The 26298-nt window shown below is 46.1% G+C and carries 29 protein-coding genes; 21 read left to right on the top strand and 8 right to left on the bottom strand.

The window, feature by feature from the left end; genetic code table 11:
- Positions 1 to 16: 16 nt before the first annotated feature.
- The 4 genes from NQ564_RS13800 to NQ564_RS13785 all read left to right on the top strand — a co-directional run bounded on the left by NQ564_RS13800 (position 17) and on the right by NQ564_RS13785 (position 3299).
- Positions 17 to 751, top strand: coding sequence for a NigD1/NigD2 family lipoprotein (locus tag NQ564_RS13800; RefSeq protein ID WP_008146108.1), 735 nt, complete (start codon positions 17 to 19; stop codon positions 749 to 751).
- Positions 752 to 1030: 279 nt separating this feature from the next.
- Positions 1031 to 1579, top strand: a complete 549-nt coding sequence (locus NQ564_RS13795; RefSeq protein WP_008146105.1) for an RNA polymerase sigma factor — start codon at positions 1031 to 1033, stop codon at positions 1577 to 1579.
- Positions 1572 to 2123: a hypothetical protein gene (locus NQ564_RS13790; RefSeq protein WP_008146104.1), complete on the top strand. Its 552-nt coding sequence runs from the start codon at positions 1572 to 1574 to the stop codon at positions 2121 to 2123. The genes NQ564_RS13795 and NQ564_RS13790 overlap by 8 nt, the downstream gene beginning before the upstream one ends.
- A gap of 36 nt (positions 2124 to 2159) precedes the next feature.
- Positions 2160 to 3299, top strand: a complete 1140-nt coding sequence (locus tag NQ564_RS13785) for a hypothetical protein (protein ID WP_008146102.1) — start codon at positions 2160 to 2162, stop codon at positions 3297 to 3299.
- 93 nt (positions 3300 to 3392) lie between these two features.
- On the opposite strand, the gene NQ564_RS13780 is transcribed toward NQ564_RS13785, so the two are convergent.
- A complete protein-coding gene (locus NQ564_RS13780) occupies positions 3393 to 4247 on the bottom strand; it encodes a 3-keto-disaccharide hydrolase (RefSeq protein ID WP_008146099.1) in 855 nt (284 codons plus the stop codon).
- Between the two features lie 23 nt (positions 4248 to 4270).
- Positions 4271 to 5758, bottom strand: coding sequence for a Gfo/Idh/MocA family protein (locus tag NQ564_RS13775; RefSeq protein ID WP_008146098.1), 1488 nt, complete (start codon positions 5756 to 5758; stop codon positions 4271 to 4273).
- Positions 5759 to 6045: 287 nt separating this feature from the next.
- On the opposite strand from NQ564_RS13775, the gene NQ564_RS13770 reads away from it, so the two are divergent.
- The 7 genes from NQ564_RS13770 to NQ564_RS13740 all read left to right on the top strand — a co-directional run bounded on the left by NQ564_RS13770 (position 6046) and on the right by NQ564_RS13740 (position 11431).
- A complete protein-coding gene (locus NQ564_RS13770) occupies positions 6046 to 6273 on the top strand; it encodes a DUF4492 domain-containing protein (protein ID WP_008146096.1) in 228 nt (75 codons plus the stop codon).
- A gap of 12 nt (positions 6274 to 6285) precedes the next feature.
- On the top strand, positions 6286 to 7836 hold the full coding sequence (locus NQ564_RS13765; protein WP_129650180.1) for a cytochrome ubiquinol oxidase subunit I: 1551 nt from the start codon (positions 6286 to 6288) through the stop codon (positions 7834 to 7836).
- Positions 7837 to 7934: 98 nt separating this feature from the next.
- A complete protein-coding gene (locus NQ564_RS13760; RefSeq protein ID WP_008146090.1) occupies positions 7935 to 9083 on the top strand; it encodes a cytochrome d ubiquinol oxidase subunit II in 1149 nt (382 codons plus the stop codon).
- A gap of 296 nt (positions 9084 to 9379) precedes the next feature.
- The gene (locus NQ564_RS13755) at positions 9380 to 10294 is read left to right on the top strand and encodes a ribonuclease Z (protein ID WP_008146089.1); all 915 of its coding nucleotides are present in this window, start codon (positions 9380 to 9382) and stop codon (positions 10292 to 10294) included.
- Positions 10295 to 10459: 165 nt separating this feature from the next.
- Positions 10460 to 10711, top strand: a complete 252-nt coding sequence (locus NQ564_RS13750; protein ID WP_008146085.1) for a hypothetical protein — start codon at positions 10460 to 10462, stop codon at positions 10709 to 10711.
- A complete protein-coding gene (locus NQ564_RS13745; RefSeq protein ID WP_008146084.1) occupies positions 10708 to 11034 on the top strand; it encodes a type II toxin-antitoxin system RelE/ParE family toxin in 327 nt (108 codons plus the stop codon). The genes NQ564_RS13750 and NQ564_RS13745 overlap by 4 nt, the downstream gene beginning before the upstream one ends.
- 67 nt (positions 11035 to 11101) lie before the next feature.
- Positions 11102 to 11431 carry a T9SS type A sorting domain-containing protein gene (locus tag NQ564_RS13740; RefSeq protein WP_008146082.1) on the top strand — a complete coding sequence of 110 codons (330 nt, stop codon included), beginning with the start codon at positions 11102 to 11104 and terminating at the stop codon, positions 11429 to 11431.
- A 6-nt stretch (positions 11432 to 11437) separates the two neighbouring features.
- On the opposite strand, the gene NQ564_RS13735 is transcribed toward NQ564_RS13740, so the two are convergent.
- A complete protein-coding gene (locus NQ564_RS13735) occupies positions 11438 to 11791 on the bottom strand; it encodes a hypothetical protein (RefSeq protein WP_008146080.1) in 354 nt (117 codons plus the stop codon).
- A gap of 225 nt (positions 11792 to 12016) precedes the next feature.
- The gene (locus tag NQ564_RS13730) at positions 12017 to 12526 is read right to left on the bottom strand and encodes a glucosaminidase domain-containing protein (protein ID WP_008146078.1); all 510 of its coding nucleotides are present in this window, start codon (positions 12524 to 12526) and stop codon (positions 12017 to 12019) included.
- Between the two features lie 73 nt (positions 12527 to 12599).
- Between NQ564_RS13730 and NQ564_RS13725 the strand changes: the two genes are divergently transcribed.
- The gene (locus NQ564_RS13725; RefSeq protein WP_005634231.1) at positions 12600 to 12824 is read left to right on the top strand and encodes a DUF4248 domain-containing protein; all 225 of its coding nucleotides are present in this window, start codon (positions 12600 to 12602) and stop codon (positions 12822 to 12824) included.
- A 97-nt stretch (positions 12825 to 12921) separates the two neighbouring features.
- Here the strand turns inward: NQ564_RS13725 and NQ564_RS13720 are convergent, their stop codons facing one another.
- Positions 12922 to 13362, bottom strand: a complete 441-nt coding sequence (locus NQ564_RS13720) for an HU family DNA-binding protein (protein WP_008146074.1) — start codon at positions 13360 to 13362, stop codon at positions 12922 to 12924.
- 186 nt (positions 13363 to 13548) lie between these two features.
- Here NQ564_RS13720 and NQ564_RS13715 point away from each other — a divergent pair, with 186 nt between their 5' ends.
- The 4 genes from NQ564_RS13715 to NQ564_RS13700 all read left to right on the top strand — a co-directional run bounded on the left by NQ564_RS13715 (position 13549) and on the right by NQ564_RS13700 (position 15229).
- Positions 13549 to 13869, top strand: a complete 321-nt coding sequence (locus NQ564_RS13715; RefSeq protein WP_008146070.1) for a hypothetical protein — start codon at positions 13549 to 13551, stop codon at positions 13867 to 13869.
- Between the two features lie 5 nt (positions 13870 to 13874).
- A complete protein-coding gene (locus NQ564_RS13710) occupies positions 13875 to 14507 on the top strand; it encodes a hypothetical protein (RefSeq protein ID WP_008146069.1) in 633 nt (210 codons plus the stop codon).
- 135 nt (positions 14508 to 14642) lie between these two features.
- Positions 14643 to 14909, top strand: a complete 267-nt coding sequence (locus NQ564_RS13705; RefSeq protein WP_008146065.1) for a hypothetical protein — start codon at positions 14643 to 14645, stop codon at positions 14907 to 14909.
- Complete coding sequence (locus NQ564_RS13700) at positions 14900 to 15229, top strand: type II toxin-antitoxin system RelE/ParE family toxin (RefSeq protein ID WP_008146064.1); 330 nt, start codon at positions 14900 to 14902, stop codon at positions 15227 to 15229. The genes NQ564_RS13705 and NQ564_RS13700 overlap by 10 nt, the downstream gene beginning before the upstream one ends.
- Before the next feature lie 139 nt (positions 15230 to 15368).
- On the opposite strand, the gene NQ564_RS13695 is transcribed toward NQ564_RS13700, so the two are convergent.
- The 3 genes from NQ564_RS13695 to NQ564_RS19370 form a co-directional block, all read right to left on the bottom strand.
- Entirely contained in the window at positions 15369 to 17633 is a 2265-nt protein-coding gene (locus NQ564_RS13695) for a DUF3987 domain-containing protein (protein WP_008146062.1), read from the bottom strand.
- A gap of 184 nt (positions 17634 to 17817) precedes the next feature.
- Positions 17818 to 18162, bottom strand: coding sequence for a hypothetical protein (locus tag NQ564_RS13690; protein ID WP_008146057.1), 345 nt, complete (start codon positions 18160 to 18162; stop codon positions 17818 to 17820).
- Positions 18163 to 19131: 969 nt separating this feature from the next.
- Entirely contained in the window at positions 19132 to 21969 is a 2838-nt protein-coding gene (locus tag NQ564_RS19370) for a DUF6383 domain-containing protein (protein WP_278737004.1), read from the bottom strand.
- A 687-nt stretch (positions 21970 to 22656) separates the two neighbouring features.
- Between NQ564_RS19370 and NQ564_RS13680 the strand changes: the two genes are divergently transcribed.
- From NQ564_RS13680 to NQ564_RS13660, 5 genes are all read left to right on the top strand, one after another.
- Entirely contained in the window at positions 22657 to 22977 is a 321-nt protein-coding gene (locus NQ564_RS13680) for a type II toxin-antitoxin system RelE/ParE family toxin (protein ID WP_039847979.1), read from the top strand.
- 8 nt (positions 22978 to 22985) lie between these two features.
- A complete protein-coding gene (locus NQ564_RS13675; protein WP_008146047.1) occupies positions 22986 to 23306 on the top strand; it encodes a HigA family addiction module antitoxin in 321 nt (106 codons plus the stop codon).
- A gap of 501 nt (positions 23307 to 23807) precedes the next feature.
- A complete protein-coding gene (locus tag NQ564_RS13670; protein ID WP_008146044.1) occupies positions 23808 to 24572 on the top strand; it encodes a ParA family protein in 765 nt (254 codons plus the stop codon).
- 79 nt (positions 24573 to 24651) lie between these two features.
- Positions 24652 to 25539 carry a ParB/RepB/Spo0J family partition protein gene (locus tag NQ564_RS13665; protein ID WP_008146042.1) on the top strand — a complete coding sequence of 296 codons (888 nt, stop codon included), beginning with the start codon at positions 24652 to 24654 and terminating at the stop codon, positions 25537 to 25539.
- Positions 25536 to 26294: a DUF5683 domain-containing protein gene (locus NQ564_RS13660; RefSeq protein ID WP_008146040.1), complete on the top strand. Its 759-nt coding sequence runs from the start codon at positions 25536 to 25538 to the stop codon at positions 26292 to 26294. The genes NQ564_RS13665 and NQ564_RS13660 overlap by 4 nt, the downstream gene beginning before the upstream one ends.
- Positions 26295 to 26298 lie beyond the last annotated feature (4 nt).

Raw genomic sequence — 26298 nt, 5'->3', positions numbered from 1 at the left:
AAATTAGATACATGTTATGAAGACGTTGAAAAGTTTTATGCTATTGGTTGGAATCTTGTTAGGTTCTACTGTTTTTTATTCTTGTTTGGATGATGACGATGCTTACAGTGAGTTTTGGAGAGATAGTGTCCAGGCGATTGTAACGGTAAAGCCATTGAGTGATAATTCTTACTATATGCAGCTCGACGACAGTACGACGCTGTTCCCGACAAACTCATATATGCCTGAGAATTTGAAAGAAATCCGTGCGTTCGTTATATATAAGAACGACGAGAAGAAGACCGAAGGCTATGACCAGTCTGTTCAATTGCTAAGAATGGACACTCTTCTGACAAAACAGGTTGCCCCTGATCTGGGAGCGGAAAACGACTCTTACTATGGGACGGACATGCTGGCCTTGAATGGAGGTAGCATTTGGTCCAAGAGCGGTGTGTGGATCGAAGACGGATATATCACGTTCGATTTCTATATCCAAAGAGGGTATAACGACAATGTCAAGCATTTCATCAACTTGGTACAGACAAACAGTGCCGATCCGTATGAATTGGAGTTCCGTCATAATGCCTACGGCAATATCGATTCATCCCTCAGACCTTCGGCCGGCCTGGTTTCCTTCAAGCTGGATAAGTTGCCGAGTACGGAAGGCAAGACGGTGAAGTTGAAGATCAAATATAAATCTTTCGTTTCGAACGACTATAATACCGTAGAGTTGGATTACAAATCAAAAGATACGGAAGATACAGAAGAATAATAACCTTCCCACATAACTTTTATTTTTATCATTTAGTTCAGGGAGAGAGGCATCGGGATGATGCCTTTCTTTTTGTGTGGAGGGTGTGTCAAATTGATATTACCGGACGCAGATGACGCGGAGCACGCAGACTGAGTCGTCTGCATCCCATGAATACCGATATTTGACACACCCCCTTTTTCTTCAGAAGTTATAGGCTTTTTCCGGAAATGTGCTATCTTTTTTTGCTTTTCTTTCCGGAAAGATGCAACGTTCCTCCGTTCACCTTCGTTTATATATATGAAAATGGAAGAAACAAATGCACATCTGATCGAGGGGTGCCGACGTGGTAACCGGACCGCACAGCTTGCCCTTTACAAGCAATTCGCAGGGCGGTTGTATGTCGCCTGCCTGCGTATTGTCGGTAACACGTCAGAGGCGGAGGAAGCGATGCAGGATGCTTTCCTGAAAATATTCACCCGTCTGGACCAGTATCAGGATGGACAGTGTTTCGAAGCATGGATGCACCGTATAGCCGTCCATACAGCCATTGATTACGTGCGCCGACAGACACCCGACTGGGAAGAACTCTCGGATAACTACACCGAACCCGACGACGACGGGCCGGACGAGGAGGAAATCCGTTATTCGGTTGCCCAAGTGAAAGAGGCCTGTAAGAAATTGCCGGCCGGCTATCGCGTGATCCTCTCGCTTTACCTCTTTGAGGGATATGATATGGAAGAGATTGCCTCCATCCTGAAGATCCAGCCGCCGAGTGTGCGCAGCCAGTATCTCAGGGCAAAGCGCAAATTGTTGGATATAATAGCAGCAAATAAAGAAAATGGATAAACTGAAAAATTTCATAGACACGAACCGGGAAGCCTTTGAAGATGACCTGTTACCTGAAGGCCACTTCGAACGCTTCGAGCAGAAGCTGGCTGTTCCGCGCAAGAGCCGGGCTATGTTATATAGCCTTTGTGCTTTTGCTGCGGCAGCTTGCATCGCCCTACTGTTTCTCTTCAAGCTGCCGGGTGGAACACCTTTGCATACGCAGCCCGGACAGGTAGCCACAGGCCAGCCTACCTGCGAAGTGAAGGAGGAGATAGAAGAACTTCGTCTCTACTACAATATGCAGATGAGCGACATCATCTCGCAGATGCAGGTGATGTACAAACAGCAACGGATTCCGGGGACGGAGGAACTCTTGAAAGAAACTAAACGTGTCCTGACTGACAATTATATGTTTGAAGAAACAGTCCTTCCGACCCTTCCTTGCTCCAATGCCGGTCTCTATGCCATGAACTTGCATTACAGCACCAGCTTGGAAAGTCTCAACATCATGTTGAAACAGATGGAGAGTATGGAAGATTTCAACAGGAATAGTAAACAATAAACACGTTAATCAACACATAAAACAATTTATCAACACATGAAAACAGCTTATCAACACACCGAGAAGGGACAATCCTGCTTTTTACGGGCCGGCCTGTTGATGCTCCTGGTTTTGTTTTGCAGCGTATCCGGTTGGGCTGCCAAACAGGAAAGCATCAAGAAAAAGGAAATCAACAAAAGCTTCAATGTCGGTAAAAACGACATCTTGCAAGTAGACAACCGTTACGGGAATATTACGGTTACGCACTGGAGCAAAAGCGAAGTTTCCATCCGTGTCGTGATAGAGGCGAAAGCCCGCAACGAGGAAAAGGCACAGGACATCATCGACCGTGTCAACATACGGATGGAAAAGATGGGCAATACGGTTTCTGCCGTTACCAGCCTGAGGTCGCAAAACGGGAATAACGGGGGCAACCAATCGTTTACAATCAACTACTATGTCAATATGCCGGCTGAACTGACCTGCGATCTGACACAGAAGTACGGTAATATCATCATGCCGGAAAACAATAAGGGAAAATGCAGCCTGTATGTCAAATACGGTAATCTCAATGGAGGGAATTTCACGGGGCCTCTCAACATCGACGTGCAATATGGCAATATGGAGATCGCCGATGTCGGTAACGCGAACTTGGACCTGGCCTATTGCAGCAAAGCCAAAGTCGGCAACGGTTCACAACTGAATATCGATAGCAAGTACTCCAACCTCAATCTTGGAAATGTCCTGAAGATGAACACTGAAGCCAAATATGGCGACATCCATATCAACAGGCTGGACAACGGCTATATGGAACTGAAATACGGGAATTGTAAGATCGACGAGCTGAAACAAGGTATCAACGTCGATGAACTGAGCTACAGCACGCTTACCATCAAGGACCTTGCCAGCAACTTCGACAAAGTCAATGTGGATGCCAGTTACGGTAACTTGAACATTTATATCGACGTGAACGCCTCCTTCCGTGTTGTTGCCAACAACATGAAATATGGCAATTGCAAGATTCAAGGAGGATTCAATATCCAACGTCGTAACCAAGACGAGAACTCGGTCGGTTTTGATAGCCGCGATAACCAAAAGAACAAAAACAACTATATCCTCGATGTCAACAATGGTAAAAACGGCCGTATCAATTTCGAAGGAAACAGTTATAGCAACATAAAGGTGATGGCAAAATAAAACCTGCCGTCTGTATCGGACAAATGAAAGAAGCCCCAGATCGTCAAAAACGATACCGGGGCTTTCTTATTAGAATAAAAGGGATGATTTTGCTTAGTCAAGTTCTTTAATCGTGATGTTACGATACCAAACATCGTCTCCGTGATCCTGGAAACCGATGAAACCTTCTTTGTTTTCACCACCGCAATTCAGCAACAGTTCGTAAGCCAACGGCCATTTGTCTTTGCTGAATTTGCTGTTATCCAACATTTCTTTCCACTGCTGTGTCCACAAATGATATTCAACAACCGGTTCGTCATTCTGATAGTGAACTACCGTACCTTTGTAGCACATGATCTTACCCTTGTTCCATTCACCGAACGGTTTAGAGTTCTGAGGCTTAGCCGGGATCATGTCATACAAGGAAGCAGACTGGCGGTTGCCGTCTTTACCCAACTTGGCATCCGGATGGTTTGCATTGTCGAGTACCTGATATTCAGGAGCAGAGATATAAGAGGGCTGTCCTTCGACTTCCTGGATCATATACAGTACGCCGGAGTTCGAACCTTTACCTACTTTCCATTCAAATTCAAATTCATAGTTTTTGAATTTGTGAGCGAAAACCAAGTCGCCACCATCTTTAGCACCAGCTTCACCTGCTCCGGACCCTTTAATATGGATTGTACCGTCTACCACTTCCCAGGCAGCGGGTACATCCGTACGGTCGTAGCCTCTCCAGCCATTGAAAGATTTACCGTCGAACAAAGTGACTTTGCCATCGGCATCTTTCGGGAAAGTAGACAGATCAACAGTAGGCAGGTCGTTCATGAGTTTGTATTCAGGAACGGCAGCTTCTGTCTTTGCCTCTTCTGCAGGAGCAGCAGCTTCTTCTGTTTTTTTACCACCACCACAAGATGTGAAATAACACATCATAATTGCGGCACTTGCTAATAATACTGACTTTTTCATTCTATTTATTTGTTTAAAACTAATTATCTCGGCATATCAGGCAGCTTCCAGCCCTGACGATAGTTATGCTTGATCAATTCGTTTGCAAACTGTTTAGCATTGACAGGGTCTGTCCAGTCTTTGTTAAACGAAGGATGGCCGTCTTTGATCGTGAAACCGTCTTTGATACAGATCTTGATCTCTTCGTTGTCCTTGATATTGGTGAACTGCATGTTCTGGCCGTCCCATTCCAGTGTCTTGTTCAGAGCCTGCAAACGAACTGCCAATACACCCATCACAACCATTTCGTTGAACGGACCGGCTTCCAAGAAGTTAGACTTTGTCTGAACACGGCTGGATGCGCTTTCTTTACATGCACGGATCCAATCTTGTTCGTGACCGCCACTCATGGCGTTTGCTACGCGGCGACATACCTTCGGAGCGTTAGGCACACGACCGGACAGCAAGAACGGTTCCTGACCATAGCAACCACAGATCAACGTATCTTTTGTTCCGTGGAAGATTGTCAGACCACCACCAGGACCCATCAGTTCTTTGCCTTCGGGGAAACCTTTCGGACGATCCGGCATCATGCCACCATCATACCAGTGAACTTCCACTTCCGGCATGGCAAGTTTCGGCATATTTTCACGAGCCGGGAAAATGAACTTCACGTGTTGTGCATTAGGAGCACAATCGCGGAGCAACAAAGTGGATGAAGCTTCTACTCTTGTCGGATAACCTAACTTTAAGGCTTTGAACGGCTGGTGCATGATGTGGCAAGCCATGTCACCCAAAGCTCCCGTACCGTAAGCCCACCATCCGCGCCAGTTCCAAGGATGATAAATATGGTTGTATGGTTTTACTTCTGCCGGACCGGAGAACAAATCCCAATTCAGTGTGGAAGGAATTTTGTCTGCCTTTTCCGGTGTGTTCAATCCCTGCGGCCAGATAGGACGGTTAGTCGCACATTCTACCTTATATACATCACCGATTTCACCATTCCAGATCCATTCGCAAACCAAGTCGGTACCTTCAGCTGAAGAACCCTGGTTACCCATCTGAGTGGCAACACCTGTAGAGGCAGCTAATTTTGTCAGCAAACGAGATTCGTAAACTGAGTGAGTCAACGGTTTCTGTGTATACACGTGTTTACCCATTGTCATGGCATCAGCAGTGATCATGGCATGAGTATGGTCAGCTGTCGCGATCAGTACGGCGTCGATGGATTTACCCATTTCGTCATACATCTTGCGATAGTCCCAATATTTCTTTGCATTCGGATGACGTTCGAATACGCCTTTTGAATATTTCCAGTCGATATCGCAAAGAGCTACGATATTTTCTGTTTTCTCCATATTCTTAAGATTGGCATTACCCATACCGCCGATACCGACAGCGGCAATGTTCAACTTATCAGTCGGAGCTACATATCCGTGAGATTTTCCAAGGATGGAACCCGGAACGATAGAGAAAGCTGCAGCAGCTGCGGCTCCTCTTTGAAGAAATGATCTTCTTGAAATGTTCGACATAGTAATAATTTTTTATAGATTAGCACTTAATTATAATATTCGATGTGATTTCTCGTCTTATAAAAACACAAACTGACGCAAATATAGCCAATGCGAAAGTAACGGCAAGTCTTCCTTTCGGCTTTCTTCTTTAAAATAGTTTTTTTTAACAGAGGTTATAGATAAAGTCTATTTTTTCATAAATAATATCTATACTTTTAGGGGAAAACATTTTGACGCTTTCCCTATATTTGTATAGGAAGAAAACTTATTCATCCAATCTCTTGTTGTTAAAGTACGATACCGATATGAAAAGAGAGCCTATATACATACGAATATATCATTTTTATCTGGAAGGATTTCGCGAAATGAAGCTGGGTAAAACGCTGTGGCTAATCATATTGGTCAAGCTCTTCATTCTATTTTTTATCTTAAAACTGTTTTTCTTTCCTAATTATTTAGGAAAGTTTGATGAAGATTCGGCTAAGGCAGAACACGTTTCGGATGAATTGACGGGCAGAGCAATTACTCCTTAAATTATATAATTTATGATCGCAAGCATTGACACTTCTTTGATTGACTGGTCAAGAGCGCAATTCGCTCTCACTGCCATGTATCACTGGCTGTTCGTGCCCCTGACATTGGGACTCGGCGTTATACAGGCCATCATGGAGACCATCTATTACAAAACAGGTAACGAATTCTGGAAAAAGACAGCACAATTCTGGATGAAACTGTTTGGTATTAACTTCGCTATCGGTGTTGCCACCGGGCTAATCCTCGAATTCGAATTCGGGACGAACTGGTCTAACTACAGTTGGTTTGTAGGAGACATCTTCGGAGCTCCCCTCGCTATCGAAGGAATCTTGGCATTCTTTATGGAAGCGACTTTTATAGCCGTGATGTTTTTCGGTTGGGACAAGGTGAGCAAACGCTTCCACTTGGCTTCCACCTGGTTGACGATCATAGGAGCAACTCTTTCCGCTCTTTGGATTCTGATCGCCAACGCATGGATGCAAAATCCGGTAGGTATGCATTTCAATCCGGACACTGTGCGCAACGAGATGTTTGATTTCTGGGCGGTGGCCTTATCGCCTGTCGCCATCAACAAATTCTTCCATACCGTACTCTCCGGATGGATTACGGGAGCCGTCTTCGTGATCGGTATCAGTAGCTGGTATCTGTTGAAAAAGCGGGAGACGAAATTCTCGCTCGAAAGCATCAAGGTCGGTGCTCTTTTCGGGCTTGTCGCTTCTGTCCTGATTTTATGGACGGGTGACGGTTCGGCTTATCAGGTTGCTCAGAAACAGCCGATGAAGTTGGCCGCTATGGAAGGCTTGTACGAAGGGGGGAACGGAACGGGTCTGGTTGCCATCGGTTTGTTGAATCCCGACAAGACAAGTTATAAAGATAATGTAAACCCTTTCATCTTCGATATAAAGATTCCGAAACTGCTCTCCTTCCTTGCTGAACGCGATGTGGATGCTTATGTTCCGGGTATCGTCAACCTGATAGAAGGTGGCTATGAGACCAATAAAGGGACGGTAGCCCTTTCTGCCGCCGAGAAGATAGAAAAGGGACAGATTGCCATTCAAGCTCTTGCCGATTATCGTAAGGCGGTAAAGGACAAAGACCAGGTGGCCGCGGGGCAAGCCCGTACTCTGTTGGACGAGAACTTCGCCTATTTCGGCTACGGATATATCAAAGATCCTGCCGACCTGGTTCCTCATGTCGGCCTCACTTTTTATTCATTCCGCGTCATGGTGATCTTGGGCGGATATTTTATTCTGCTATTCATCGTTGCTTTGATCTGGAGCAAAAAGAACAAGTTTGCCGATGCCCGCTGGCTGCAATGGGCGAGTCTGTGGACGATTCCGTTGGCCTACATCGCCGGACAGGCGGGTTGGATCGTCGCTGAAGTGGGACGTCAGCCCTGGGCTATCCAAGACATCCTGCCGACAAGCGCATCCGTCTCCAAGCTGGCAACTTCGTCGGTACAGACAACGTTCTTTGTCTTCCTATTCCTCTTTACCGTCTTGCTTATTGCCGAGATAGGCATTATGGTGAAGGCCATTAAGAAAGGACCGGAGAGAGGGTGAAGGATTTATGATTTATGATTTATTATCGACGCATAAATCATAAATCATAAATCATAAATTACAAGTCATAAATCACAAATCACAAATCATAAATCATCATGACCTATATATTATTACAGCATTACTGGTGGTTCCTTGTTTCCCTTTTAGGAGCACTATTGGTTTTCCTGCTTTTCGTGCAAGGTGGGCAGTCTTTGCTTTTCACGATCGGCAAAACAGAATTACAACAAAAAATGTTGCTAAACTCGACCGGACGCAAATGGGAGTTTACGTTTACGACCCTGGTCACTTTCGGAGGTGCGTTCTTCGCCTCTTTCCCGTTATTCTATTCGACCAGTTTCGGCGGAGCCTATTGGGTGTGGATGCTGATATTGGCTTGCTTCGTCCTGCAGGCCGTATCGTATGAATACCAGTCGAAGAAGGGAAATCTCTTAGGTAAAAAGACCTATCAGGCATTTCTGCTGCTGAACGGTATCTTGGGGCCGATCCTGTTGGGTACGGCTGTCGGTACGTTTTTTAGCGGAGCCGAGTTTGTCGTCAATAAAGGACAGCTGACCGATGTTGCCATGCCGGTGATCTCCACCTGGGCGAACCCTTGGCACGGGCTTGAAGCGGCTTTCGTGTTCTGGAACATATGTCTCGGACTGGCGGTGTTCTTCTTGGCACGCATCCAGGCGTTACTTTATTTCATCAATAATATCGACGATGCCGAGATTGTAAAACATAGCCGCAAGCATTTGGTGATCGAGACGGCGTTGTTTTTGGTTTTCTTCCTTGTCTTCCTGATACATCTGCTGTTTGCTGATGGGTTCGCCGTTGATCCGGTGACTCAAGAGGTGTATATGCAGCCCCATAAATATTTTATAAACCTGATCGAGATGCCTGCCGTATTGGTTGTGCTGTTAGCGGGCGTGGCCGGTGTCTTGTATGGCATTGTCCGTACGATCTTGTCGGGGACATGGAAAAAGGGTATCTGGTTTAGCGGGGCAGGTACGGTGCTTACGGTGCTGGCGCTGTTGCTTTGTGCCGGTTGGAACAATACGGCTTATTATCCTTCGGTAGCCGACCTGCAAAGTTCGCTGACGATTGCCAATAGCTGCTCCAGTCCGTTCACACTGAAAGTGATGAGCTATGTTTCCATCCTCGTACCTTTCGTCTTAGGCTATATTTTCTATGCTTGGCGTGCGTTAGATCTGCGGAAGATAGATGCGGAAGAAATGGAAGAGAAAGATACACATGCCTATTAAGAAAACCAATCATGAGGCGAAAAAATCAAAACAGTATCTAAAAAAGGAAACGGCGAAGCTCACGCTTGGCCGTTTCTACATTTAACCGTTTTAAACAAAAAGAAAAAGTTAGTTAAGGCTTAGATGAAAATATCTTAAGTCTTTTCTACTGACTCTAAATAGCTTCCATAAGGACAGCAAACAAATATATAGAATACCTGTGACCTTCGGAACAATCTTCCCGCTTTTTTTGTTATTTTTCACAGTATGCCAATGCTTTTGTATTATCTTTACACCCAAATTATCCGAAGGACCTTATGGCAGAATTTAACATAAACATATTGGGATGCGGTTCGGCGTTACCTACCACGCGGCATCTGGCAACTTCACAGGTAGTAGATTTGCGGGATAAATTATATATGATTGATTGTGGGGAAGGTACCCAAGTTCAGATGCGTAGGATGCGTCTCCATTTCGGCCGTCTCGCCCATATCTTTATCTCGCATTTGCATGGCGACCACTGCTTCGGCTTGCCGGGGCTGATCTCTACGCTCGGCATGTTGGGTCGTACCGGCGAGCTGGTCGTGCACGGTCCGAAGGAGGTCGAGACGTACCTGCGTCCCATAATGGATTTGTTCTGCCGGGGTATGGGGTTCGAAGTGCGTTTCAATCCTGTCGATACCTGCAGCCATTCGTTGGTGATGGAGGATCGGTCGTTGTCAGTCTACTCCATCCCGCTGAAGCACCGGATTCCTACTTGCGGCTATCTCTTCGCCGAAAAGCCGAAAGAGGCGCATATCATCCGCGAGATGACGGATTTCTACCAGGTCCCCGTCCGCTGCCTGAAGGACATCAAACAAGGGCAGGACTATGTCACGCCCGAAGGTGAGGTCGTTCCCAACTCCCGCCTGACGCGTCCGGCTGCTCCTCCCAAACGGTATGCGTTCTGTTCCGATACGGCCTATAACCGCTCGATCATCCCGATTATCGAAGGGGTGGACTTCCTCTACCACGAAGCGACTTTTGCCGAATGCGACCTTGCCCGTGCCAAAGAAACCTTTCATTCTACCGCACGCCAGGCAGCGGAAATAGCCCGTGACGCCCAAGTGAAACATCTCATTATCGGCCATTATTCCGCTCGCTACGAAGACCTGACCCCGCTTCTCAGGGAAGCAAGGGCGGTCTTTCCTCATACGATAATGGGAAAGGAGGAGATGGTAATACCGGTTTGATGCAATTTTCAAAGGATAATGGACAATAAAACGGTCCGTAGAGGCGGGGTTCTACTCCGCCCAATAAGAAATACCGTCCACCTTATTATTTCTATTCCAAAAGATTATCGTACCTTTGTGAAGATATCAATACATATATAATATAAAGAAAGAGAGGATATAATCATGACAGCTATGGAATTGGAATGTAAAAAAGACGAACTCCGGGAAATGATCGATATGATTGAATCCGAAGAGACGGCAAATCGCGTAGGAAAGTACCTCAAACGTATGCTTACACGTGAACAACCCCCTTGCCAATACACCATCGAGGAACTGAAAGAGCGTTTGGAAGAGGCAGAGGAGGATTTCCGGATGGGGCGGTATTATACGACAGAAGAAGTAAGAGCTTATTTTCATCAAAAATACAATATATGAACCTGAAATTACATTGGTCAACCAAAGCCATACAAGACCTTGACAAAATTTACAGCTTTTACTCCAAAGGAAATGAGAAAGCAGCAGTAGACTTATATAATGCCATTCTTGATGCAATAGAACTCTTATGTTCTTTTCCGGAGATGGCTCCCATAGAGCTGTCATTGGAAAAGTGCTCGAGGCAGTACCGGGGACTTATGGTCAGAAGAAATTTCAAAATTATATATTATATAAGGAATCGGACGATATATCTTGTAGCCGTATGGGACTGCCGGCAAAGTATTAAAAAACTATGGAAACGATTTAAGCTATTTAATCACTAATAATACAGAACTTTCTACATTATCTGAAAAAATATTCCTACATTTGTACGATCTTAGGGTTTGGCATATGAAGGTATTAATTACAATCGTTTTGTTGCTGGCTGTATGGGCCGGTTATCCGCTTGAGGTGATGGCACAGCAAGCGAATACGGCTATATCCCGGGTGGCCACCCCAAAAGACAAGGAAAAGGACTCTGTGGAGATCAGCGCCTATGATAACAAGATCGTTGTGGAAAATGCTCCGGCCGGTAGCAAGCTCGAAATTTACAGCGTGGTAGGCATCCGGGTGAAAGAGATACCGATGAAGCAACCCTCCGGCGAATATACGGTGGATATTGCCAAAGGGTACTACATCGTCCGGATTGGCGACACGGTTCGTAAAGTGTCCATCCGCTAACATTCGTCAGGCTCCCCAAAAAGACATCCCGACTGCATACGAAAACAACGTCCATCCTACGAAGGAGGCGGCTTGTCGTGTGTAGCCCGTCCGTACTCCGAGAGTGTCAAGAGGGCTCCTATACATCCCAGTACCACCTCTGAACGGTCCGCCCACAGGGCCATCATCCCCAAGGCGGCCAGATACAATGCCAATACCTTCCTGAGGCACATCATCCGGCACCTCGTCCGGCAACTCTCCCGGTATCGGGTGAGCAGGCTTTTCATTTTTCTCATCTTTTTTCTTCTTTCTCTTTTTCAAGTTCAACAAGAGGCCTAACAAGGCTCTGATAAATTCAAGGATTTGTCTTAGTTTGTTCATGGTGAATTATGTATTTGATAGTTGATAACCGTTGGGGCGGGGTCCGCCCGGTAGTAGTGGCGGGGTCTGCCCGCCATTACCACCGTCCGTCCCCCGTAACGGCGGGCAGACCCCGCCGTTACGGGGTCCGCCCGGTAGTAGTGGCGGGGTCTGCCCGCCATTACCACCGTCCGTCCCCCGTAACGGCGGGCAGACCCCGCCGTTACGGGGGATTGTTTTATATTTTCATGCTGCAAGAATCGGGCGGGCAGACCCCGGGCGGGCAGATCCCGCCCCTCCCCAATCCAACAACCTCCCGATGTCCGCTTCGAGCGCGATGATGTTGCGGCGGTACAGGTCGCGGTTGTCGCCGTTTTGTTCACTGATGTAAGGGCTGTAGGCGATCTCTTTTGCATAGGCTTCGGGTTGGAAGCTGAAATGATAGGCGCGAGGATAGGCGGAGCGGATCAGGCGGGCGAAGTCGAGGAAAGAAAGGCGTGTTGCTTCGTAATGTCTGAAATGATGAGTCCCATAGGCCGTCTCGAATGTGGCCCGCTGCCCATGCCAATACGCATTCGAAGTGCCATAGCCCATCAGTCCGAAGAAGTTATGATGTTCCGTCGCAAGACAGGAACTCCCCCAGCCACTCTCAAGCGCACCTTGTGCAAGAATGATCCGGGCGTTTATGCCGAACGGCTTTTCAGCCTCGGCAGCAGCCTGCCGGCAAGTGTGTAAAAAGTTGATTTTTTTATCCATGATATATTGGTAGTTATTTGTATTTCAGGTTGATAATGCTTATATTTACATATTCTAATCAAGTAGAAATACAATGGAAAATTCACTGAATCAAAACAAAGTCTGGGGATGGGGCGAGCTGGCCCTGATGTACTTCCCGAATATCTCACAGAAGAGCGCGACCATGCAATTGTTGAAATGGATACGCGTCAGTGACGAACTGGTCGGACAACTGGAAAAATCAGGCTGGCATCCGGGCAAGAAATACCTCACCCCCAGGCAAAAGGATTACATTGTGGGACATCTCGGAGAACCCTGAAGAGCTTTGAGAGTTGAAAGGTGAAAGTTGAAAGGTGAAAGTTATTTGTACGAACGCGAAGCATCACTTTCAACTTTCACCTTTCAACTTTCACCTCTCAAAGTTCTCCCGGCCGGTCATCTTCGCCCCCTCCCTCGTCTGGAGCACCGGAAGCGATCTTTTCGAACGTATAGTTCTTGACGGCTTCTTTCAGTAATTTGCCGGGACGGAAGACGATGCGGCGGCTTTTGATTAGCACCTGGTTAAACTCCTTCTCGGTCACCGTGCCGGTACTGCCGAACTGTAACTGGAAGCTGCCCAATTCACCCACTTTGACGACCTCGCCTTTGCCGAGGTTGCGGCGCATCACGTTGACCAATTCGTCGAGGATCAGTTTCACGTCACCGGACGAGGCGGTGGACTGGGCCGAGATCAGGTCGCACAATTCATACACATCGCACGTGCCGGTCGTATTGGCACTGGCGTAATACAGTTTCGAACCTTCAGCAGCATCTTTGCGCATATCCTTGCGCAGGACCAATTTGTACTTTGCTGGCATAACATCTGGATTTTAAGGTAAAACATTCATTTCTTAATCACATAGCAAAGATACAACCGCCCCCGGCGCCCATGCGGAATGTGGCGGAACGGTGCGGAAAGAGAGGGAGGAGAGGGGAAAAACGGGGAAAGTTGTATGTTTGTCCATAATCTTTCGTATATTTGTGAATATTAAAGAGGTTGAACAATGGGAAAGCTAACGGACAATGAATTCTCAAAATCATTTTTAAGCCGGATGCAAAATCGTCAGGGGCAGGTCAATCATATGGATATCAGTAAACAGGAAATCCAAAGATGTTGGCAACGGCAAATCCCGTATTTGTATAAAGATAATCAAAGGATTCGAAAAGACAACCGTTTTATTCGTGCTAATGCCGATGGTAGTGAAGATGTCGTTGAACTGGCGAATCTGGAACGTGCCCTGTATAGTCAAGACATAAAATTCAAGAAAATAAGAGCCTCTCGTCCTGCAGGAGAAGGGGTTCTGTTCCAACAGATCAAAAAATAATCTCCATGAATCCCATCCTGCATATTGTCATGGGTCCCAATGGAGCCGGTAAAAGCACTTTCGGCTCTTTGTACACGGATGGTATACCTGTATATGATCCGGATAAAAGAGGAATGGAAATTAGGACCTATATAAAGAATCTGAGCAAATCGCAACGTAAGCAGTTGTATCCGGCCTATACAAATGATATGTTTGAGGAATTATTTGACGAGTTGACAGCTGATTATCAATGGGAGGAATACGACGAATTACGGAAACATTGTATTGCGGATTCTATTGATTTTGCGTTAGAAACACCGTTCGCGGATAATTTTGGGTTGAACCAGGTTTTGTATTTCAAGGCTCATGGATATCATATTCATGGTATTTTCTTTGGGTTGAATACTGTGGCGCAAAGTATCGCGAATGTTAGTCTGAGAGTCAAAAAAAAAGGGCATGACCTCCCTTTGCAGTCCATCGAGTGGAACTTTAATCAATGCTACGTCAATCTCAAAAAATATATGGGTCTGTTTGAATCTATTCTTTTTATGGATGCCCAGAATCCGCTCAATAATCCTGTTTTAGTTGCACAGTATAAGGATAATCGGTTTATGAACATATTGCCGGGAGAGGCTGGATGGTTACGGCGTTTGACATGACCCGTCATATCCCCCGATGCCGGTGCGGAAAAAGAGGGAGGAGAGGGGAAAAACGGGGAAAGTCAGTAAATATACTCTACATTAAAATAAAAAAACTATCTTTGTCTCAAATATTTATATAACGACATAAGAGAAATGACGACAATTGAACTGGAAGCCAAGAAAGCTCTGTTGGTAAAAGAAATACTGACGGATATAAATAGCGAAGAGATGATAGAAAAGTTGTCTCATTACTTGAAACGTATCAAAGGGCAGCTCATGGAAAAGGAGAATCCTGCTCCTTGTCAATATGCCGTAGATGAGCTAAAGAATATTCTCGCCCAACGGCAACAAGAAAGCCATTATTACACTCAAGAAGAAGTTAAAGAACGATTGCATAATCTTGTGGCATCGTGGAAGTAAATAGTATACGTTGGAAAGACGGTGCTTTGGATGATTTGACAACCATAGCTCAGTGGTACTCTAATGATGACAGACCTCAGGTAGCTGAAAAAATTGTTGCAGAGATTCTGCATAGTATCGATTTGCTTATGACTAATCCCTGCATGGGAAGAGTCGATATTTTATTAAGTGACGATACAATGCGTTATCGTTCTTTTGTGGCACATCCGTATTATAAAATCATATATTATACAGACGATACGAATCATGTAGTGCATATAATGGCTATATGGGATTGTCGCCGGGATATTGCATCTATGAAAGACCTGTTGAGCCGATGAAAACCTATACCCCACAGGGCAAAACCCTATACCTTTTTTTCCCGGAAGCTATGGCTTTTTGGGGGATAGGGTATAGGGTTTTTCTCTCTTGAAAACGGCTCGGAGGGGGAAAAGGACAAAAAGGGGCTAAAAAGGCATCCTATGTTTTTTCAGGGTCAGGGAGGTCTGTCTTTTGGTATTCGCCGTGAGCTATTCTTTTGATATATAAAGGAATGAGCTTGCTGATGAGCCGTCTCACCTCCCTTTCTGCCATGCCTTCCGCCTCGCCTAAGCGGTAGGCTTCCTGCAGGGTAAATTCGTGCGGCAACCGGGCTAAAAGGTTGCGCCCTTTGCGAGGGTAGGAAAGCTCCGGGACTTCCTCGTCGTGGCGGAGTGAGGTCAACAACAGGCGGCTGTGTTCGAGGCAGGTCGAGGTGATGGCGAGGGCAGCCCGGAAATGCTCGTCGGTGCAAAATTGCTTGTCCATCCCATAGCCCGCCGTACCGCACCGCAATGCGGTGAAGACCATGCAGAGGCGGAACGTGATCAGCCCGTAGCGTTTCACGACGCTGAGGAACTCCTCACCTCCGAAAAGATCCGCTTCGTGCAGCCATACCGTGAAACGTTGGTTCAGTTCTCGCCATTGCACCGCCGTCAGGCATACCTGCAACGGGCGTTTGCGGAGTGTCAAAGCGATATCCATCACCTGTTCGGACAGCTCGGCCAGCTTCTTTTCCATCTCCATCCCGCTGCCATCGGGCGAGACATCCTGCCAGACGGCCTCATTGCGGCAGGTGTAGAGCAAGAGGCGGCTCACAAGGCCGCTTTCGCTGTCGGGGATCAGGCGGGGGAATTGTCCGGGCGTGCCGGAGAGGAGCAACGCCAGGCGCGGGCGTTCGATGCGGATCAGTTCGTTGTCCGTCTTGCGCGATGAGGCGACCCGTTCGTGGTGGAACGCCTTGCGGAGCAGGTCGTCGAACATACCGAAGTCCAACTTGCTCGCCGATACGATCGTGTCGATCTCGCTGTCAGCCATCAGCCCTCCCATGCTGCCGTTGTCGCGCAGGTGGATGAGCAGCTTCGCCTTGGTGATCTGTGTCGGGATGTTCAGGTAGGCCGTTGCAGCGGGGATGGGAGCGTCTTTCACCGAGACGGTCCGGTGGTTCTTGCGTGCCTCCGCCTTCTTCAGCTCCCAGTCTTCGAGGGCCTGCCGGTATTCCTCTTCGGCACGTCCTGTTTCCACCTCGACCAGGTTCGCATAGTGGTCGGCCAAGTGACGCATATCGTTGATGCACCCCTTCCCGTTGGCGGCAGGGGCGATTTCGACCGTGAAGATGTGGGGGTAGACGCGCTTGCGGTGATAGACGCCCGACACCTCCGGAAGGCAGGCGCTCAATACTGTGCAAGCCCCCAAGAGAGCCATGTCGCGCTCGCGGCGCTGCGGGTAGAAGGAGACGGCTTCGCGGATCAGGGGCGGGAGCAGCTCGTATAGCTCTTCGGGCAGGAAAGGGGTCTGTTCGCGGAGTGTTTCGCCTGAGTTTTCGGGGTCCGGTTCATACCCTCCGGCGTTCTGATTTGTAGCGGATGCCTTTTTTGCCCTTCTGTGTCCTTTTCTGTCGGCGAAGGTCGCGTGTTCTGATGCATTCCCTTGATAAGCAGAATATAACGTCTGCTCGATTTCTGCCGGAGTGAAGTCATCTGCTTGCAGGCTGAGCGTGCAGCAAGCGACTGTTTCGGCATACGAAAAGCCCCTCCGGTTGGCCTCGCAGCCGAGGCGGTAGACCGTCTGGTTGCGCGATCCGGCAAGTGGCGGGTTACGGTCGAGGAAACGGGTGACAAACGCATCGACACCCTCTTCGGCCGACTGCTCTTCGGGGATGTGGAAGACCGTGGCATCCGGGTTGTAATACGCTTCCGGATCGTCGCTCACGTAGCAGCAACGGCTGATGTCCTTACACTTGGCATCGCTCGCCATGCCGCCAGCCTTCTCGAAGAAGGCGGCGACCTGCAGGTAGGCCTCTCTGTGGCGTCGGGGCGGGCAGTCTACGCGTACGAAGACCTTCAGCCCTTCTCCACTGGGGCTGACGAACATCGCCAGCGTGAAGTCCAGCATCCGGAAGATGAGGATCAGTGCCGCAAGGTCCTCCACATGGTCGAAATCCAGCCCGACAACTTGACTGTACGTTTCGATCGCACTTGCCTTATGCCCTCCCTTGAATACCCCCGAAGGGGTGAATCCCGGCAATCCGCCTTTCAGACGGCGGGCCTCTTCGGAGCGCCCTTCTGCGAGTGCGGTGCGGTAGGCGATGATTTCACGTTGCCACCGGCGGCGCCGGATCAGGATAATGATTTCTTCAAGAGTTAAGACTTGGCACTCGGTCCGGAACAGGCTGGCATAAAAAGAAACAAGTTCTTGTTTTTTCATGATATTATTAATTTAAGGCAAAAAAGATTGCCGGTTGATGATGACCCAAAGGTAGGGGGATCTTATCATACCGGCAATCATATAAAAAGTATGTTATCTGAATTGTAAATCTTTTTATATCAATTATATAAAGAAATTTATTTCGGCATAATATATTATTTTGTCGCTTTTAATTTGTTGAAAATTAACATTCTTGCCGATTTCTTTTATCTCTTGAATAATAATAAGTGGACAGTGTCGTGACGGCGACGGCGAATCCGAAGATGACTTGCATGGCTTTGAAGAGCCCTGTTGCCTTTTCCGTGTCTTTTTTGAACTCCGGCAGGTAGCGTATCCCGCTGAAATATTCGACGAGCGTGCGTGCATCGTCTATCGGGATCTGTGTTTCTTCGAGCCCGTCGGCTTCACTGAGCAGTTCGCGTATGCGCTTGCGTGTGTCCCGGACGGCATCGGTCGTGTAGCGGGTTGTTTTCACTCCTTCCGTCTGTTTCGACTTGAGGTTTTCCAGGCGGGTGTATAGTTCCGCCATTTCTTGTGCTTTCGGTGAAAGCGTTCGTTTTTTTTCATTATAAATTTTTTTATTTGATTGTTCTGTTACTTTTGGCTTGAAAGAAAAGTAACCAAAAGTTCAAGATTGTTCTGTTACTTTTGGCTTGATCCAAAAGTAACCAAAAGATCAAGGCTTAAGCTGCTTCGCTACTCCGTTCCCTTCGTTCGCTGTCGCGTCTGAAACTCGCTTCGCTCAAACAGCAGACGCTCCGGACGCTCACTCCGGTCACTGCGCTTAACGCTCACCAGCTTAGGCCGGAAGTAGAGCCTGACGGCTCTTTGGGGATGGCCGATACCGCCTGCTTCTTTGTGATCCCGCATCAAGTGTGGGAACGGGTTTGTCCCTGTGCTTGCCTCCGTGCTGCTTCTGTGTTTGTCGGGCTTGTCTCCGTGTTTGTCCTCGCACTTGTGAGGGTGTCTCGAAACTATCCTGTTCCCGCGCCCCGCGCGGGATCGCAGAAGAACGGTCGGCATCGGCCATCCCAAGAGAAAGCGTAGCTTTCTAAGAAAGGCCTAAGCGGATGGGCGTCAAGCGAAGGGCAAAGACGGAGCGTCCGGAGCCTGCGCTGTCTGAGCGAAGCGAGTTTCGCAGGCGACAGCGTAGTCTTTGACCGGAGTAGCCCAGCCGGTTAAGCCTTGATCTTTTGGTTACTTTTGGATCAAGCCAAAAGTAACAAGTGATTATGATAAACAACGAAGCCCCGACAGTTTTCGTACACTACCGAGGCTTGTTTTTTTGTATGCCTTCGTCCTTCGCAGGGGGAAGACAACTTGAACTTTTAAATTCAATATACTTTAGTATTATTAATATTAAATCCGGCCACTTATTCGCCTCTCGCAGGGTAATTGCCGTTTTACGGGCACGCAGCCGAAGAATTATTTGATTATAAAATTTTGTCTGTCCGTAGGGGCGGGGTTCTACTCCGCCCTTACAGAATGGACAGTGTTCTTATTTTACGATAGCTTTAACAGCTTCTTCACCTTCAACAGCTACTACGACTACACCCTGAGGAGCTGCGATGGCAGCGTTGTCAGAAGTCAGAACTGTGTTAGCAACCACCTGACCGAGGATGTTAGAGATAACAACCTTCTTGCCGGCAGCACTTGCGATTGTTACTTGACCTTCGCCAGCGATCACCTTTACTTCAGATACTTCTACGCCTTCGTTGGCCGTAGGAGCTTCTGTTGTTACTACATTTACTGCGATAGCTTCTTCTTCTTTAGAAGTCAAAGTCACATATTCGTTGATGATACGCAGGTATTGGTTGTTTTCGTTCTGAACGTAAACAGCGCCCTCTTCACCGTCGACGAACGGGAACTTGAACTGGTACGGTTTAACAGCATCGTTCTTTAATGCCTTTTCCGTAGAAGCGATAACCAAAGTATCTTTTGTTGCAACACGTTTAGCTTCAACAAACATGACAGAGTCTGTACGATATGCACCCAAGAAATTACCGGCCAATGTGTCTTCTTCGTAGGCTGCGCCCTTCATGATGAAGTAAGTCGGTACGTTCAGCGGAGTTTCGCCAGCGTCAAACTTGGCTGTATCAATCCACAATGCAAATGATTCTTTGTTGTAATCAGATTTCAAGTCAGAAGTGATACGACGGAAGATGGCAGCGCTGTCAGCACCCATTGTCAACATATCTTCGCGTCCGTCTGTCTTGATCGTATAGTGGCCCGGAGCAACTGTCAGGTATTTCGGAGCGGCAGGAGCTTCCAAAGTGAAACGATCCTGGCCTTCCGGACAGCCTACACCTGAAACATACTGCATATAGTTGTCTGTAGCTTGAGCATTCAGATACCAAACTGTTTGTGTAGTTTGAGAAGCCATTGTACCTGTCAAAACATTGTATACTGCAAAGTATTCACCGTTACCTGCATTCTTGAATGCAAAGATCACAGGATATGCTCCTTCTTCTTCATCAATGATCAATTGGCCTTTTGCATTTCTGGTTAAAACTTTACCATCTTTTGTCTTGAATGTATAAGTTTCAGCAACCAATTCATCGTTTACACCGTATTTCTTTGTTTCCTTAACTGTCGGATAAAGCAACAGGGAAGCATCGTCAACCTTAACGCCTAATACAGAGTCAGCCACAGTTGTCACATAGATGTTTTCGCCGATACCGTTCACCAAGCTCAAAGCGAACTTCTTGTATTCAGGAGTTTCGATCTGATAATAGTCTACGCCACCTTTCTTGATGTCTTCGATAGCTTCGATCTTGAATGTATCCAACTTGCCTGTTGTGTACAGACCTTCGCCGGCTTCGAACAGGATCAAAGAGAAGTCTTCGCCTGTGTAGCGGTTCTTGATCGTCATGTCCTTGCCTTCGCCTTCTACTACCCATACATTGTAAGAGTTGTCAGCCGATACTTCGTCTACAAATTCTCTGTAGCTGTTAACTGCTGTACCGCACAAGCTGTTTACGATATACTTGTCAGCTGTAGCCTTGTTGGTAGACTGGAAGAAGTAGTAACCTTCAGCGATTTCCGGATAAACAGGAGCTTCGAATGCGTAAGGCATCAAAGTACCTTCTTTTCTTGCATTGTTATCTTTTACAACCGTAGAAACCAACTCTTTGTCATCCAATACGGCTGCACCTAAAACAGTAGCACCTGATGCGTTGTCAACGATTTTAAAAGTCGCAGCAGCGGCAGCTGTGGCAGGCACATATTCAACAGCAGCGGCCGGAGTAAATGTCACACTGTCAGGATATCCTACCAAGTAAGACATAGAGAACACCTTCAAGCCATTTCTTTCTTTTGTTGCTGCTTTCGTAATGATCGTATCAGTGCCCAAACCGTAACCAAATACATTGTCTTGATGTACACTTTCCAGTCTGTAACGAGTTGTGTCGATTGTGAAGTATTCTGGATTCTCAACACCGATCTGTGAAGCCGGCAAGAATGCAAACTGAGTAGCAGCGTCTGCATCTTCTGCTGCTCCATAGAAAGTGATGTCGCCACTTGCATAACTCTTAACAGGAACTACCTGAAAGTTAGCCAATCCCGGAATATTTGTAGACTGGATAACCGGCAATTTAAGATCGGCATAAGTCATGTTGATCAAAGTGTTCTTTAAAGTCTCAACACCATCTTTATCCAACTGCCAATGCGCAAAAGAAGCAATCTGAATAGTAGCAGTCGCTCCAACAAGACCGGCCAAAGCGTCTCTCATACTCTGATCTTTCGCTTTTGCCAAACGAGCTGAACGAACCATGTAATCTTCTCCATTAGCGAACCAACGATAAGATCCCAAAGCAACGATTGAATCACCTGCTTCTGTTGTATAACGATAAGCAAGCGTGTACATTTTTTCTGTGTTGCCATCACTATATGCATCTAAAGACCACCAAGCATTAGCGTCAGTCGCTGTTACTACTTTTGCAGAATCGGTAGAAGCCTTGATCTCAGTATATCCTGCATAATCAACAGTCTTGGCCGGAGCATCATAAGCCAACTTAACACCGGTTGCAACGTTTTCAAAAGCATAATCTTTCAGGCCACCTGCATTTTCACGAACTGTCACTTTCCAACTGATTGAATCTATATCAGCTGCGGTTGCAGGTTTAAAACTACTTTGTTCAACCGGGACAATTCCTTTTTCACCTTTCGCTTTTAGATAAGTAGGCCAAGGATGATCCCCTTGTGGCCCTTGGGTAATACTATTCTTTACAAGAACAACATCACCAGTCTTTAATTCATCAGGTGCAGTTTGTGCGAACGCCCCGACACTACCGACCAGTAGGACACCGGCCAAAAGAGTAGAAAACTTTTTGTTCATAATTCTAAAATGTTTAATTAATAAATAGTATATCTGTATATTTCTTTCTTTTCTCAAACCTCTTGTTTTACAAGAGTTAACCAAATTCCTGTATAATGACGAGAGAAAACGTACGTTTTTTTTAGTCATTTTTTCGGGACTTTCGGGAGGGTTCGTATCAGAAAGAAGGTTTTTCGTACAGGTTAGGCTATCTAATTGATAAGAAAGAATATAGAAAAGGAAAATTTATTGGGAGAAAGGATTGCAGGTTTAAAAAGTAGTTGTATTTTTGTAGCTGAAAAATGACGAATCTAAACGTACGTTTTCATTAGTCATTTTGAAAATCACCTCTATCTTTTTTATATCCAACTACTTATAAATATAAAAACGCTCTAAAACAAGGTTGAAATCCGTTTTTTTATATAATGTATATATGTACCTTATATAGTTGTGTAAGTCCAAGTTTGTCAATAATATACATGATATCTTCAATCTGCCGGCCTCTATTGCTATAATAGCCTGAATCTGCCGTTTTCTGGAAAAAGCCACTTCGTATCGTTCCACTGTTGTTAACAAAATCTAAATGCCAACAAGGCGGAAGTTTCTTTCTCCCCTATTGCCCCGATGGTTGTTTGGCATAAAAATAATTCCCTATTTTTGCGAATTGTCTTATGTATTCTTATCTTTGTGCTAATTAAGAACATATACATGAATGTAGAATTTGAAAGAAAGTATTTGGCCGAACTTTATGCAAAAAGGAAAACTGATGATAAAAAACATCGCTTTCAACCGCAAATAATTAACGGTTATCTCAAATGTGTCAAAGCTTTGTTGAATGCCTCTAAGATGGAAGAATTGTATCAATACAGATCTTTGAACTACGAGAAATTGATCGGTGGTAAGAAGGAACTTTCCTCTCTTCGAATCAATGACCAATACAAGCTTGAATTTCGGGAAATAACAAATGCCAATAATCAAACAACCGTGGAAATATGTTCTTTAGTTGATATTACAAACCATTATAAATAATATGTCATATGGAACTGACTGATAATAGCTTACACTCCTTCCGCCCTTATCATCCAGGAGAATTGGTAAAGGAAGAGTTGGAATGCAGAGGTATCAGGCAAAAGGCTTTTGCAAAAAAATTCGAGTTGTCTTATTCTGCTTTTAACGAGATTTTAAATGCAAAACGTCCTATAACAACAGAGTTTGCGCTGCTGTTGGAGGCTGCATTAGGTATCAATGCCGATCTGCTTGTAAGAATGCAGACGGATTATGATATACAAATGGCTCGTAAGAATAGTTCCTTGCTTGAAAAGTTGAACGATATAAAAAAGATAGCTGCTGTATTCTGATGGTAGAGCTTTGAGTGTACGTTTGTATTTTCAACTTTGAACTATAGGTTATCTGTTTGAGAGCCTGTCTCTTTGTAAAAATGGAATTTTATTATGGATACGACAATACAAGGTTTTTTATTTGAACATTCCTAAAGCTGATGTTAAGTTTTTCCGGCAATTGGCAAAAAAATGGGATGGTCTGCGTCTACTAAAGAAAGTATGTTGGACCGGTATGTCAAGTCTCGTCCTAAAGATGTTGAACTGTCTGACGATGATATTTTATCGGAGTTGAATGCCGTAAGATATAGTAAATGAAAATAGTTGTAGACATGAATATTCGGATATCTAAAAAATACCCTCCATCTCGCTCATTTGAAACAAGTTATTAAATATTCTGTTTATATTTGCAAGTTATCAACAGATAAGGTGACTTTTCAACAAAACGGACATTGTTTTGTTTGAACTGGTTTGTGTTAGGTTTTTAATGTTTAGTTTTGCTCCCGAATAAATAGACAAAGTATGGGAAAGATTATCGCTTTAGCAAATCAGAAAGGTGGGGTAGGTAAGACTACCACTACGATAAATCTGGCTGCATCGCTGGCTGCACTTGAGAAAAAGGTGCTGGTGGTCGATGCGGATCCGCAGGCAAATGCTTCGTCGGGATTGGGTGTGGATATCCGCAGTGTGGAGCAGTCGATCTACGAATGTGTGGTGAATGGCGACGATCCGAAAGGGGCTATTACCAATACGGAAGTGGAAGGGCTGGATATTATCCCCTCGCATATCGACCTGGTAGGTGCGGAGATTGAAATGCTGAACATGGAGAACCGGGAGCAGATATTGAAACAAGTGCTGGTTCCGCTGAAAGATCGGTACGATTATATCCTGATCGACTGTTCTCCCTCTTTGGGGCTGATCACGGTCAATGCCTTGACAGCAGCCGATTCGGTGATGATACCCGTGCAATGTGAGTATTTTGCGTTGGAAGGTATTAGTAAACTGTTGAATACGATAAAGATTATCAAGTCGAAGCTGAATCCTGCTTTGGAAATCGAAGGCTTTCTGCTGACCATGTACGATTCGCGTCTTCGTCTGGCCAACCAGATATACGAAGAAGTGAAACGTCCGTTCCGGGACTTGGTTTTCACGACCGTTATTCAGCGTAATGTCAAATTAAGCGAGGCTTCCAGCTACGGCAAACCCGTACTGCTTTACGATGCCGAATCGAAGGGAGCTTTGAATCACATGCAGCTTGCACAGGAGCTGATAGATAAAAACAAATAGATTTATGATTTATGATTTATGATTTGTTTGTCTTTTCAAATCATAAATCATAAATCATAAATCATAAATTCGAAAGTTTATGGTAATGAAAAGATCGGCTCTTGGCCGTGGATTGGATGCTTTGATAACGATGGACGACCTGAAAACGGGCGGTTCGTCGTCTATTAGTGAAATAGAGCTGAGTAAGATCCAGCCCAATCCGGATCAACCCCGTTCTGTTTTTGAGGAAGAGACGCTTGAGGAACTGGCAACTTCCATCCGTTCATTGGGTGTCATTCAGCCGATTACGCTGAAAGAGACGGGAACGGACAAATATATGATTATCTCCGGTGAACGCCGGTATCGTGCCTCCTTGATGGCAGGCTTGGAACGGATTCCCGCCTATATCAAAACCGCAGCAGACGAGAATGTCGTCGAAATGGCTCTGATCGAGAATATCCAGCGTGAAGACCTGAACTCGATAGAAATTGCTTTGGCTTATCAGAAGCTGATCGACAGTTACGGCCTGACGCAGGAAAAGCTGAGCGAACGCGTCGGCAAGAAGCGGGCGACGATTGCCAATTATCTCCGCCTCTTGAAGCTCCCTGCCGAGATACAGGTAGGGCTGAAAGACAAGAAGATCGACATGGGGCATGCACGTGCACTGCTTCCTGTCGAGGACCCGGAAGTGCAGTTGGCTCTTTACGAGCAGATATTGGTGGATGGACTGTCTGTCCGTAATGTCGAAGAAATAGTACGTGGTGGAGTGGATGCGGCAGCTCTCGAACAGGCTAAGAAGGAAAAGCCTGCCCAGAGGAAACCGAAACTTCCTGAGGAATTCAACTTACTGAAGGATCATCTGTCCAGTTTCTTTAATACGAAGATCCAACTGGTATGCAACGAAAAAGGAAAAGGTAAAATAACGATCCCCTTTGCATCTGAGGATGAATTGGAAAGACTGATCGGCTTGTTGGATAAGTTGAAATGAGAAACGGGAAAGCGATTTTATGGATAATAGTCCTGCTGTGCTGTTCGGTATGGTCCGGCCACGCGCAAGGGACGATAGTGGCCAAGCAGGATACGGTGATATCTTCCGATTCGACCGTTACGGCTGTGGTTCCCGGAGAAACAGCTAAGGCCGATTCGACGGTGAAGGCTGTGCTTTCGGCAGCCGACTCGCTTCCCCAGCCGAAGGTGAAGTTGAAGGAATTCAAACCTGATCCGAACAAAGCGCTGCTTTATGCCTTGGTGCCGGGTCTGGGACAGATATATAACAGGAAGTATTGGAAGCTTCCGTTGGTATATGGAGCCTTTATGGGTTGTATGTATGCCATCACCTGGAACAATAAGAATTATAAGGACTATTCGACTGCCTATTTCGATATCATGGCGGATTACCAAAAGGTATTGGCGGCAGAGAAGGAGGGAAAAGAATATAATGGCCCCTGGCAGGATAGCTGGACGATCTTTGTCAGGAATGGGGAAGAGAGTTCATATGTCTCGAACACCCAGTTCCAGGACAACCTGAAGCGTCGGAAAGATTACTTCCGCCGTTACAGGGATTTGAGTATTATCATTACAGTCGGGGTGTATGCGATCAGTATTATCGATGCGTATGTGGATGCCCAACTGTTCGACTTTGACATTTCTCCGGACCTGAGTATGCACTGGTCGCCGGAGGTAACTCCGAAGACCCGCTATACGCCGGGCTCGTATGGATTGAATTGCAGTTTTAAGTTCTAACATC

The sequence above is a fragment of the Parabacteroides johnsonii DSM 18315 genome (genome assembly GCF_025151045.1).
Lineage (GTDB): Bacteria > Bacteroidota > Bacteroidia > Bacteroidales > Tannerellaceae > Parabacteroides > Parabacteroides johnsonii.
Note: the sequence above shows the minus strand (reverse complement) of the source record. Positions and strands in the feature narration are given on the sequence as shown.